We start from the raw sequence: 12,201 nt of genomic DNA, 5'->3' as shown, positions 1-12,201 counted from the left end.
CGACGCATGATGCGCCTCCAGGACGAAACCGGAGATGCGGCATGCGGGTAATGGTCACCGGGGCGACGGGCTTCATCGGCTCGGCGGTCTGTGCCAGGCTTTACGCCGAGGGCCATGCGGTCGTCGCCATCGTCCGTAGCGAGAACGCTCCCGCCATCGCGGCGGCGGACCGCACAGTCGCCGTCGATCTTTCGGCCGCGACGCGGGCGCAGGACTGGCGGCCGCATCTCGCGGGCGTCGACGCCGTGGTGAACTGCGCGGGCGTGCTGCAGGACAGCCCGCGCGAATCCACGACGGGGGTCCATGTCGAAGGGGTCGGCACGCTGTTTGCCGCCTGCGAGGAGGCCGGCGTTCGCCGCGTCATCCATTTTTCGGCGATCGGAGTCGACAGGGGCGCCGTTTCGGATTTTTCGCGAACCAAGCTCGCCGGAGACGAGGCGCTGATAGCTCGCGACCTCGACTGGGTCATTCTGCGCCCGTCCGTGGTGCTCGGCCGCGGCGTCTTCGGCGCGAGCGCGCTCTTCCGAGGTCTGGCGGCACTGCCGTGGCTGCCCGTCATGCCAGACGCCGGGTCTCTTCAGGTTGTGCGACTCGACGACGTGCTGCGCACGGTCTCCTTCTTCCTCGATCCCGCCGCCCCGGCGCGCTGCACGCTCGAACTGGCCGGTCCGGAGCGGCTGGCGATGGAGGACGTGGTTGCCCGCTACCGCGCATGGATGGGCTGGCGGCCCGCGCGAATAGTTACGGTTCCCGAATGGGCGGCCACGATCCTCTACGGCATGGGGGATTTCGCCGGCTCGCTCGGCTGGCGGCCGGCGATGAGGACGACAATCCGCAAGGAGATCGCGCGCGGCGCGGTGGGCGACCCACGGCCTTGGACGGCGATGACCGGCATAGAACCGCGGCCGCTCGCGGCGGCATTGCGGGCCGAGCCGGTGTCCGTGCAGGAACGCTGGTTTGCGAAGCTCTTCTTCCTGAAGCCGGTCGTGTTCACCGTATTTTCCGCTTTCTGGCTGGTTACCGGCATTGTGTCGCTCACGACGGGATACGAGGCAGGCGTGGAACTCATGCGGCGCGTCGGCGCGGGAGCGCTGGCCGCGCCGGCGGTCGTGGCCGGCGCGTTCGCGGACGTCCTCATCGGCGTTGCCATCGCCTGGCGTCCGACGGCCAGGCACGGCCTCTACGGCGCACTGGCGCTTTCCCTGTTCTATCTGGCTGCGGCCACCGTTCTATCTCCCGGCCTGTGGGGCGATCCGCTGGGCGCTCTGGTCAAGATCTGGCCGATCCTGGCGCTGAACCTTGTCGCTCTGGCCATTCTGGAAGAGCGCTGATGCTGTACTTCACGCTCAAATTCCTGCACGTCATCGGCGCGTCGGTGCTGCTCGGCACCGGAGCCGGCATCGCCTTCTTCATGCTGCTCGCCCACCGCACGGGCGATGTGCGCACTGTGGCCGCCGTCGCAAGGATGGTCGTCGTTGCCGACTTCGTCTTCACCGCCACTGCCGTCGTCCTGCAGCCCATAACCGGCGTCGCGCTGGCCTGGCATGTCGGCTATTCGCTCTGGGACGGATGGATAGCCCTGTCGATCCTGCTCTATCTGGTCACCGGCGCGTTCTGGCTTCCGGTCGTCTGGATGCAGATGGAGATGAGAAGGCTGGCGGAGCAATCGACCGCTGCCGGAAAGCCGCTGCCGCCCCGCTACCATCGCCTGTTCCGGCTGTGGTTTCTTTTCGGCTTTCCGGCGTTCGCAGCCGTTCTTGCGATCTTCTGGCTGATGATCGCCCGGCCGAGCCTGGAGTGGTGAGGCGCCCGGCGCATGCGCCTTCATCGCGTTCAAATCACCGTGAGACGGAGGCCCGCCCGGAACGGCGAACGCGCTGCCGCGTTCATGACTCAGCTGAAGGTTTGCGCTCCAACAGAAGGAGGTGCGTCATGGCCTATCGCGGATATATCCACACGCCCGTGACACAGAGCGACATGAAATGGGGTCTCCAGCAGGGCGCCGTCGCGGGTGTCGTTGCAGGTATCGTCTTTGCAGCGTTCGAAATGCTTGCGAGCGCATTCATGATGGGACCTGAAGCGTTCTTCATGCCGCTGCGCATGATAGGCGCTATCGCGCTCGGGCCGGAGGCCCTCGAGCCCGGCTATTCGCTTCTGACGGCAGGTGTTGCCGGCGTGGTCGTCCACGTGATCCTCGCCGTCATCTACGGGCTCATATTCGGAGCGATTGCCACGATGCTGCAGGGTCCAGGCGCGTTCATCGGGCTTGGAAGCCTGTTCGGACTCGCGCTCTGGCTCGTGAATTTCTACGTGATCGCGCCGACGACGTTCCCGTGGTTCCTGGATGCGAACCCGGTGGTGCAGTTCATCGCCCATACGTTCTTCTTCGGCGCGGTGCTCGGCCTGTGGCTGTGGAAATCTCACGAGAGAGCCGGGTTCGAAGGACCGACGGCTTAGTTTTTACGGCCCGGAAACTGAGGCGGGAGCGTCCCTCCCGCCTCAGTTGTGTCGAGATTCAGGTCAAGCCGAGCAGGCCGGCATCATCTGAATCGCAATGCTCCCTCGTCGGCTTCGGGCCTGGGAACGGCGCAGGATCGGGTTCCGGGACCGGTGGGGAAGGCTCCGGGTCGGGGATTGGCTTAGGCGGTGTGGCGATAGGAACGGTCACTGCGGCTCGCCCGTCACCGGATTGAATTTCATTTCGACCTTCGCCTTGTCGGTGGTGAAGTAGGTCACGTCATAATAGCCTTCTTCGTTCCATTCGACGTCGTCGACGTAACGAAAATCGTCACGTTGCTCGACCTTGGCCAGGATTGCGGAAAGCTTCATCGCGTTCTGGGGAGGAGCCGGCACCGGCGTCTCCTGCGCGAGAGCGGGACTACAGCAGAGAATCGCGGCTGTTACGGCCAGGACGGTGCGATGCATGACGATCCTCCAGGATGAGCGCTCCGCTTGCAACGAGAACGGGATTGGCCCGCCGAAGTTCCGGGCGCGAAGCGGACGAAGCTCAAGACGGTCGCCGCGCAGCCCGGCGCATCGGCGCGATGCATTCCCGTGATCGAACTCTCCCGGCGGGAACCGGCGTCGCCGAGACGCGTTGCGCCCGAAAGGAGCCCGTCATGACGACAGCTACGCCGCCGAAACCGGTTCCCGAGCCTTTTCCCGGTCCCGGACCCGATCCCAACCCGTTGCCCGACCCGGTGCCTCCGGTGCCACCGGGCCCGATACCGCCGAGACCGACGCCGCCGCAGCCGGTGATCTGACGCGATCCGCGGGACCGTCGCTCCGGACGCGCCGCCGCCACCAGCGCGGGACTGCCGGTTGCATCGGCTGGATTTTCTTCTCCCAACCTCGACCGAAAGGAACCGTAAGATGATGCTGGATCGCAGGACAATGCTTGGTCTGACCGGAGTCGCAATTGCTGCGACGGTCTTGCCCTCCAATCGCGCTTTCGCCCAGGCGATGTTCGAACAGCCCGCTTTGCCGTTCGACGAGGACGCACTCGCCCCCACCATTTCGGCGAGGACGGTTGGCCTTCACTACGGCAAGCACCACAAGGGCTATTTCGACAAGCTGAACACGCTCGCGAAAGGCACGCCCTACGCCGAACTTTCGCTGGACAAGGTGATCTCCGAAGCCAAGGCGAAGGGCGATCAGGATATTTTCAACAATGCCGGGCAGGCCTGGAACCACAATTTCTACTGGCAGCAGTTCAAAGGCGGCCCGGTAGCTCCGGAGGGCGAATTCGCGCAAACCGTCGAGCAGGAATTCGGCGGCCTGGACGGGCTGAAGGAGAAGATGGTCGAGGCCTCGGAGAAGGTGTTCGGCACCGGATGGGTCTGGCTGGCGAGCGAAAACGGCAAGCCGACGATCCTCGGGCTCCAGGATGCCGGCAATCCCGTCGCCGAGGGCAAGACCGCGCTCCTCGGGATCGACGTCTGGGAACACGCCTACTATCTCGACTACGAGAACCGCCGGGCGGAACATGTTCGGGCGGTGCTGGACAGTCTCGTCAACTGGCAGTTCGTCGGCCAGCAGATGCGAGCTTAGAGCGGCCTACAGGTCGGGGGCGGATGGAACGTTTCCGACCTGCGTTCATTCCTTCATTCGTCATCATTGAGTGCGGGGGCGCAACTCTAGGGAGGCTGCCATGAAGGTCAGCAACTGCATGACAAAGAACGTCAAGATAGCCGATCCGGACCAGACGATACGCGACGCCGCGCTGGCCATGGGGCGGCTCGATGCCGGCGTTCTGCCTGTAGGCGAGAACGACCGGCTGGTCGGCATGATCACAGACCGCGACATCGCGATCCGCGGCGTGGCCGAGGGCAAGGGCCCCGACGCCAAGATACGGGACGTGATGAGCAGGGACGTCAAATATTGCTTCGAAGACGAAGAGATCGACGACGTCCTTCACAATATGGGCGAACTCAAGGTACGGCGGATGCCGGTGCTCAGCCGCGACAAGCGGCTGGTCGGCATCGTTTCGCTTGGCGATCTCGCGACCAATGCAGAGACGGCGGAGGCCGGCGAAGCGCTGGGCGACATCTCGCGGCCCGGCGGCGAGCACTCGCAAACAGCGCATTGAAGTCTGCGCGGCGTGGACGCGCTGCAGCGCCTTCGTCAGCGCAGGCCGAGCGAGGAATAATGACCGTTCGGCGATGTCGCGGTAGCCGGTCTCGAAGCCGAACAGGCCGAGAATCTTCCTTGAGGCGCTTTCTCGCGGATTGGCCTCGGGAAGGGCGCGGTTCCGCACCGCGGCGCGCCTGACCCGGCCGCGGTGCGGGTGAGGGGATCGTCGGCCCGGGGGATGACGAGCTTGAAGAGGCCAGTATGCCGAAAGCCACGCTTCCCACCGTCCTCATCACCGGCAGCAGCGGTTTTCTCGGGCAGGCGATAGCCAAGGGTCTTATCGGCCGCTATCGCGTGATCGGGCTCGACGTCATGCAGCCAAAGAGCCCGATCGAAGGCATGGAAACGCTTGAGATCGACCTGACGTCGGACGAGAGCGTCGGCAAGGCGATGGCGGAGATCCGCGAGCGCGCCGGCAACCACATCGCGTCGGTCATCCATCTCGCCGCGTATTACGACACGACCGGGGAGGACAACCCCAAATACGAGGCGGTCACCGTCCAGGGCACAGGCCGGCTTCTCGATGCCCTGAAGAAACTCGAAACCGAACAGTTCGTCTTCTCCAGCACCATGCTGGTGCATGCGCCCAGCCCCGAGAAAGGCGCGAAGATCAACGAGGACTCGCCGCTCGACCCGCCCTGGGCCTATCCGCGCTCGAAGGCCGAGACCGAGCGGCTCATCCGGGAGCGGCGCGGGCCTATCAAGGCGGTCATTCTCCGCTTCGCCGGGGTCTACGACCAGGACTGCCGCGCCGCCTTCATCGCCCAGCAGATCGCCCGCATCTTCGAGCGCCTGCCGACCGCCTATCTGTTCACCGGCGACATCACCCACGGCCAGCCCTACCTGCACAAGGACGACCTCGTCGACGCCGTCGTGCGCACCGTCGACCGCCGCGCCGAACTCCCCGACGAGACGACCCTGCTCATCGGCGAGGAGGAAACGCCTTCATACCAGGAGATGCAGGAACGCATCGGCCGCCTCATCCATGGCGAGCGCTGGCGCACGCTTTCACTCCCCAAGGGCGTCGTGAAGCTCGGTTCCTGGGTCCAGACCGAAGTGCTGGACGAAGACACGGACATTCGTCCCTGGATGGTCGAGAACTCGGACGACCATTATGAACTCGACATTTCGCGCGCCCGCACGCTGCTCGGCTGGACGCCGCGGCGCAGTCTGACCGAAACCCTGCCCGAAATGATCGCGCGGCTGAAGGCCGACCCCACCGACTGGTACGCGAGGAACAAGCTCGACGCCTCGACGGTCGCAGCCTCCGGGCCCGAGATCGAGCAGGCGAGAGAACGGCTGCGCGGCCCGCTGGAGCGCAGCGAGGAGGAGGTCGAGGCGTCGCTCGAACGGCATCGCGGCTTCACTCTCTGGGCGCCGCTGACCAACGCCGCGCTCGGCCTCTGGCTGATCGCCTCGCCGTTCGCATACGGCCTGTTCGACCCCGTCGTTGCGCCGGTTCCGCCGGCGCTCGGGCATGAGATTGCTGCGCCCGAAATCCGCAACGTGTGGATGGGGATCAGCGAAATCGTCTCGGGCCTGCTGATCATTGTCTTCGCGTTTGCCGGCATGTCCAGGCAGCGGATGTGGATCCAGTGGGCCACGGCCGCCGTCGGGTTGTGGGTGCTGTTTGCGCCGCTGGCGTTCTGGACGACCAGCGCCGCCGCGTACGCCGTCGACACGCTGATCGGCATGCTGGTTGTGGCTTTCGCGGTCATGATCCCGCCGACGCCAGCAATCAGCCGCCGCTCGCTTGCGGCTGACGACGACAGGCCGCTCGGATGGAGCTATTCGCCATCCAGCTTCACCCAGCGCATTCCAATCATCGCGCTGGCCTTCGTCGGCCTGTTCGTGTCGCGCTACCTCGCCGCTTTCCAGCTCGGCCATATCGACGGCCTGTGGGACCCATTCTTCGGGCCGGGCGCATCGCCGTTCGGCAATGGCAGCGAGGCCGTCGTGACATCCTGGGTGTCGAAGGGATTCCCGATCGCCGACGCTGGGCTGGGCGCGTTCACCTATGCGCTCGACATCCTGGCAGGCGCCATAGGCGACCGCCGCCGCTGGCGCACCATGCCCTGGATGGTGCTGCTGTTCGGGCTGTTGATCGTCCCGCTCGGCGTCGTCAGCGTCAGTTTCATCATCATCCAGCCGCCGCTGATCGGAGCCCTTTGCACGCTGTGCATTGTGCAGGCCGCGGTCACCGTTGTGCTGATCCCCTATTCGGTCGACGAGGTGCTGGCGGGCTGCCAATATCTCTATGGCGCGAGCCGCGCAGGGGAGCCGTTCTGGCGCACCTTCTGGCGCGGCGGCCCGTCCCTGTCGGAGGATCAGACGCCGGGACCCGATCTCGACCGTCCGGTGGGGGAGATCCTGCGCGAATTCGTCACCGGCGGCGTCAATTTCCCCTGGACCCTCGTCGCCAGCACCGCGCTCGGGGCGCTCCTGATGACGACGCCGTTGCTCTTTGGGACCGAGCCGCCGCTCTATTACAGCGATCATATCGCCGGCTGCCTGGTGATCATGGTCGCGGTTACCGCGATGGGCGAGGTCGCCCGCCCGGTCCGCTTCCTGAACATCGCGCTGGGCGCCTGGATCGCGGCATCGCCGTTCATGCTCGACGGCGCGACGGGCCTCGGGATTTGGGCTGATGTGGCGGCCGGCCTGCTGCTGATCGGGCTGAGCCTGCCGCGCGGCAAGCGCAGCAAGGAACGTTATGGCGGCTGGGACCGGGTGATCGTCTGAGGGGATCGGAAATAGGAACAGCACAGGATCCTCGCATTGAAGACCTCCTCCTGGATAGCCATCGGCCTTTTCGTCGCCACCGCGGCGTGGCTCGCCAGCGGGTACATCATCGGCGGCGACGAGGACGTGGAGGATAGGGCGGCAACGGCACAGCCGACGCTGGTCGAAGTGCGCACGTCCGAGGCGCGGACGGTTCCGCAGTACATCTTCGCGCAAGGCGGCGCGCAGCCATTCCGCACGGCCGATGTCGTCGCGCAGGCGGCCGGCACCATCGACGAGATCATCGTTCAGGAAGGCGATCAGGTGCGCGCGGGCGCCGTCGTGGCGCGCATCCGGCTCGACGCCAGATCGAGCCGGCGCGAAAGCGCGCAGGCGCTGGTAAAGACGCTCGAGGCGGACCTGGAAGGCATGCGCCAGCTGGCGAAGGACGGCTTCGCGGCGGAGAGCCGGGTGCGCGAACTCGAAGCCCAGTTGGAGAGCGCCCGCGCCGAACTCGCCAACGTTCGGGAGGAAATCGAGGATACGGAGGTCGAGGCATCGATACCCGGCATCGTCAGCGACGTTTTCGTGAACGCCGGCCAGTTCGCCGCGGCGGGAGGGCCGATCATCAGAGTCGTGGACAACTCGCCGCTGCGTGTCATGCTGAATGTCTCCCAGCGCGACGTCGGGAAGGTCGATCGCGGCAGCGTGGCGCTGGTGAGTTTGGCCACCGGAGGGCTGGCCAAGGGCAGGGTCTGCTTCATAGCCCCAGCGGCCGATCCCGAGACCCGAACCTTCCGGGTGGAGGTCCGCGTGCCGAACGAAGACCGGCGCATTCCCTCCCGCGTTAGTGCCGAACTGCGGTTGAAGACCGGCGAGGTCAAGGCGCATTTCGTTTCGCCGGCGATTCTCGCTCTCGACGAAGCCGGCGAACTCGGCGTCAAATCCGTGGACGAGAACGGCAAGGCCGCCTTCCACCGGGTCGAGATCTTGCATGCGGAGACAGACGGGGTCTGGATAGGCGGACTGCCGGACAGGCTGCAACTGATTTCGACCGGCCAGGGATTCGTCCGGCAAGGCGAAAGCGTCCGCGTGGCGAACGAGGAAAGCAACAGGCCGGCCGCCGCCGGCGCCGCCGCCAATGCTCCGCAGGGCGCTCCGTCGCCGACCTCCACGGTGCGTTCCGATCCGCTGGATGCCGCCGAAGAGCTCGCCGATCCCCCGCCGGCCGAAGAACTCTGCGAAAAGATCGGCGCCGACGCCGTCTCCGCCGGCGTCGCACCCTCCGCCGGACAGGCGGCAGGCGGTGCGGCGGGCATCGCTCCTTCCGCGGGGCAGGCGGCGGGCGGTGCGGCCGGCCAGGCCGTTCCGCAGACAGGGGGAAGTGCGCAGCCGGGTGCAACCGGCGACACGGGCGCCCCGCCGATTGAACCCGTTCCCGCGCCTTCCACCAGCGTGACGCCGCCCACCATACCGTCTCCACCGGTCGCCCAGCCGCCGGCTCCCGCCCCGGCTGCGCCGCAAGGCGGGGCAGGGGCGTCCACGCCGGGCGCCGGCGGTCCCGGCGCGCCGGCGGATTCCGGGTCCCCCACCGGCGGAGCCGCAGGTGAGGGCGCGGGGCAGGGGGCTCCGCAATGAAGCGGCTGATCGAAAGCGCCTTCGGCCGCAACCGCCTGGTGACGATCCTGTTCGTGCTGATCCTGGTCACCGGCGCCTTCGCATATTTGCGCATAGCCAAGGAATCGGCGCCGGACGTGCCTATCCCGATCATCTACGTTTCGGTCGTCTATGAGGGCATTTCGCCAGAGGACGCGGAGCGGCTCCTGGTGCGTCCGCTCGAACGCGAGCTGCAGTCGATCGAAGGCGTCGACGAGATGCGCGCCGTGGCTGCGCAGGGTTTTGCGTCGGTGACGCTAGAGTTCACGGCGGGATTCGATCCCGACCAGGCCGAGCTGGACGTGCGGCAGGCGGTCGAGACCGCCCAGGCGGAACTGCCGCTCGCGGCCGAGGAGCCCGTCGTGCAGGAGGTGAATGTCGCGCTGTTCCCGGTGCTCACGGTCGTCCTGTCGGGACCGGTCGCCGAGCGCGCGCTCATCGATCTTGCCGAGGATTTCAAGGATCGCATTGAGACGCTTCCGACCGTGCTGGAGGTCGATATAGGCGGCGCGCGGGAGCAGGCTCTCGAGATTCTCGTCGATCCCAGCACGCTCGAAAGCTACGGCGTTCCGTTCGAGGAATTGCTGGCACGCGTCCAGCGCAACAATCAGCTCGTCGCCGCAGGGTCGATCGATACCGGCGCGGGCAAGCTCGCGCTCAAGGTTCCGGGCGTCATCGAGGATGTCGAGGACGTGCGTGCGATCCCGGTCAAGGTTTCGGGAGATACGGTCGTCAGGCTGGGCGACGTCGCCGCCGTACGGCGCGGCTTCAAGGATCCCCCAGGGTTCGCGCGCATCGACGGACAGCCGGCGGTGGCGCTGGAGGTCAAGAAGCGGATCGGCGCCAACATCATCGAGACGATCGAGGCCGTGAAGGCGCTGCTGGAACAGAGCGGTCCGCTGATCCCGGACAGCGTCTCGGTGACCTTCCTGCAGGATCAGTCGCTGGAGGTGCGCGAGACGCTCGGCGACCTGCAGAACAACGTCATCGCCGCGGTCCTGCTCGTCATGATCGTGACGGTCGCCATGCTCGGCTGGCGAAACGCGCTGCTGGTGGGACTGTCGATCCCCGCGTCGTTTCTCGCCGGCATCATCGCCATCTGGTGGATGGGCTACACGCTCAACATCATCGTGCTGTTCAGCCTCATCCTGGTGCTCGGCATGCTGGTGGATTCGGCGGTGGTTACGACGGAACTCGCCGACCGCTGGATGGCCGGCGGAAAGCCGCCGGCCGAGGCCTACAAGGAAGCCTCCAAGCGCATGTCGGGGCCGATCCTCGCCTCGACGGCGATCACGCTCTGCGTGTTCATTCCGCTGTTGTTCTGGGAAGGCGTCGTCGGCGAATTCATGAAGTTCCTGCCGATAACGGTCATTGTGATCATGATCGCGTCGCTCGCTATGGGCCTGATCTTCATTCCGGTCCTCGGCAGCTTAATCGGGCGCCGAAATCCGCGACCGCAGAAGGAGGAGACCGCGCTGTCGGCGGCCGAATCCGGCAATCTGGAAGATCTGGACCGCGTCACGGGCCTCTATGTCGGCGTCCTGAGGCGGTTGCTGCGCTGGCCGGCGACGACGCTCGTCGCGACCTTCGCGCTGCTTGCCGTGGCGATCGCGGCCTATCTGTTTTTCGGCAGAGGCGTCGAGTTCTTTCCCGAGATCGAGCCGCGTTTCGTGCAGGTCACTGTCAAGGCGCGCGACAACCTGTCCGTCTACGAGAAGGACCGCATGGTGCGCGAGGTGGGCGACGCCATCCTCGGCGTCGGCGGCATCCGGCACATCTATTCGCGCACCATCGACCAGGGCGCGCAAGGGGCGGAAGGATTGCAGGCGGAGCAGATATCGGCCGATACCGTCGGCATTCTGCAGCTCGACCTGCTCGAATGGGACCAGCGGCCCCGCGCCGCCAGGATCATCGAGGAAGTGCGCCGGCGGACCGCTGGCATCGCCGGCGTCAGCATCACGGCAACGGAACAGGAGCAGGGCCCGACCCAGGGCAAGCCGATCCAACTGCGCCTGTTCGGCGAGGATGTCGCGACGCTTGAAGAAGCCGCCGGCCAGGCGCGCGCGCTGATGAGCCGGATCGGCGGCTTCACCGACGTGGAAGATACCACCGACGTCCCCGGCGTCGAGTGGCGCATTGCGGTCGACCGGGAAAGTGCCGCCCGGTTCGGCGTCGACGTTGCAACCCTCGGCCAGGCCGTGCAGCTCCTGACGCAGGGGCTGAAGCTCGCCGAATACCGCCCGGAAGACAGCGAGGAGGCTGTCGATATCGTGGTGCGGTTCCCCGCCCACGAACGCACGCTCGACGGGCTGTCGCGCCTGACCATCGCCACGGCGCGCGGCCAGACGCCGATCACGAATTTCGTCACCATCGAACCGGCCGAAAAGACCGGGATCATCCGGCGGGTGGATACGCGCCGCGTCGTCACGGTCGAGAGCGATGTCGCGGAAGATGAGCTGCCGGCGGAAAAGGTGGAAGAGATGCGGCAGGCGCTGGAGCAAGAAGGGCTGCCGCCGGGCGTCGAGGCGAGCTTCGTCGGCCAGCAGGAGGATATCGACGAGGCATCGAACTTCCTCCTGATCGCCTTCGTGTCCGCGGTGCTGCTCGTCTTCCTCGTGCTGGTGACGCAGCTCAACAATATCTACCAGGCGCTGGTGGTGATGAGCGCCATCGTCTTTTCCATTATCGGCGTCCTGATCGGCCTCTTGCTGACCGACCGGCCCTTCGGCATCGTCATGGGCGGGCTTGGCGTCATTTCGCTCGGAGGGATCGTCGTCAACAACAACATCGTCCTGATCGACACCTACAACGAAATGCGGCGAAAGGGCCGCGATTCCGAGGATGCCGCGCTGCGCACCGGCGCGCAGCGCCTCCGGCCGGTCTTTCTCACCTCGATCAACGACGTGCTGGGCCTGATGCCGCTGATACTCGGCCTCAACGTCAACCTCATCGCCCGCGAGATCCAATACGGCGCGCCGTCGACTCAGTACTGGACGGAACTGTCGACCACCGTCGCGGGCGGGCTCGCCTTTTCCGCCTTCCTGACGCTGATGCTCACGCCGTGCATGCTGGTTCTCGGCGAACGGGTGCACCAGGCCCTGACGCGCCGCTACAGCCGCTGGCTGGAGAAACGGCGTGGCGGCAAGACGGTGGCCGCGGCCGAGCAGGCTTCTCCGGCCAAACTGGAGTGAT

Annotated in this window: 9 protein-coding genes; 8 read left to right on the top strand and 1 reads right to left on the bottom strand. The window is 66.2% G+C overall.

Annotated features, from left to right (window positions below):
- The first annotated feature begins 41 nt into the window (after nucleotides 1-41).
- The 3 genes from ACG873_RS16380 to ACG873_RS16370 all read left to right on the top strand — a co-directional run bounded on the left by ACG873_RS16380 (nucleotide 42) and on the right by ACG873_RS16370 (nucleotide 2,457).
- On the top strand, nucleotides 42-1,331 hold the full coding sequence (locus ACG873_RS16380) for an SDR family oxidoreductase (protein ID WP_394893083.1): 1,290 nt from the start codon (nucleotides 42-44) through the stop codon (nucleotides 1,329-1,331).
- Nucleotides 1,331-1,804 (top strand): DUF2269 family protein, encoded by a 474-nt coding sequence (locus tag ACG873_RS16375; RefSeq protein ID WP_394893082.1) that lies wholly within the window; start codon nucleotides 1,331-1,333, stop codon nucleotides 1,802-1,804. The genes ACG873_RS16380 and ACG873_RS16375 overlap by 1 nt, the downstream gene beginning before the upstream one ends.
- 128 nt (nucleotides 1,805-1,932) lie before the next feature.
- On the top strand, nucleotides 1,933-2,457 hold the full coding sequence (locus ACG873_RS16370; protein WP_394893080.1) for a hypothetical protein: 525 nt from the start codon (nucleotides 1,933-1,935) through the stop codon (nucleotides 2,455-2,457).
- A 207-nt stretch (nucleotides 2,458-2,664) separates the two neighbouring features.
- Here ACG873_RS16370 and ACG873_RS16365 read toward each other — a convergent pair whose 3' ends face one another.
- Entirely contained in the window at nucleotides 2,665-2,925 is a 261-nt protein-coding gene (locus ACG873_RS16365) for a PepSY domain-containing protein (protein WP_394893078.1), read from the bottom strand.
- Nucleotides 2,926-3,372: 447 nt separating this feature from the next.
- Between ACG873_RS16365 and ACG873_RS16360 the strand changes: the two genes are divergently transcribed.
- From ACG873_RS16360 to ACG873_RS16340, 5 genes are all read left to right on the top strand, one after another.
- Entirely contained in the window at nucleotides 3,373-4,050 is a 678-nt protein-coding gene (locus tag ACG873_RS16360) for a superoxide dismutase (RefSeq protein WP_394893077.1), read from the top strand.
- A gap of 100 nt (nucleotides 4,051-4,150) precedes the next feature.
- Nucleotides 4,151-4,588 carry a CBS domain-containing protein gene (locus ACG873_RS16355; RefSeq protein ID WP_394893075.1) on the top strand — a complete coding sequence of 146 codons (438 nt, stop codon included), beginning with the start codon at nucleotides 4,151-4,153 and terminating at the stop codon, nucleotides 4,586-4,588.
- Nucleotides 4,589-4,833: 245 nt separating this feature from the next.
- Nucleotides 4,834-7,374: an NAD-dependent epimerase/dehydratase family protein gene (locus ACG873_RS16350; RefSeq protein ID WP_394893073.1), complete on the top strand. Its 2,541-nt coding sequence runs from the start codon at nucleotides 4,834-4,836 to the stop codon at nucleotides 7,372-7,374.
- A 36-nt stretch (nucleotides 7,375-7,410) separates the two neighbouring features.
- The gene (locus ACG873_RS16345) at nucleotides 7,411-8,991 is read left to right on the top strand and encodes an efflux RND transporter periplasmic adaptor subunit (protein ID WP_394893072.1); all 1,581 of its coding nucleotides are present in this window, start codon (nucleotides 7,411-7,413) and stop codon (nucleotides 8,989-8,991) included.
- A complete protein-coding gene (locus ACG873_RS16340) occupies nucleotides 8,988-12,200 on the top strand; it encodes an efflux RND transporter permease subunit (protein ID WP_394893070.1) in 3,213 nt (1,070 codons plus the stop codon). Before ACG873_RS16345 ends, ACG873_RS16340 begins: the two co-directional genes overlap by 4 nt.
- The last annotated feature ends 1 nt before the right edge of the window (nucleotide 12,201 follow it).

It is taken from the genome of Allomesorhizobium aridi, from assembly GCF_043769475.1.
Classification (GTDB): Bacteria; Pseudomonadota; Alphaproteobacteria; order Rhizobiales; family Rhizobiaceae; genus Allomesorhizobium.
Note: the sequence above shows the minus strand (reverse complement) of the source record. Positions and strands in the feature narration are given on the sequence as shown.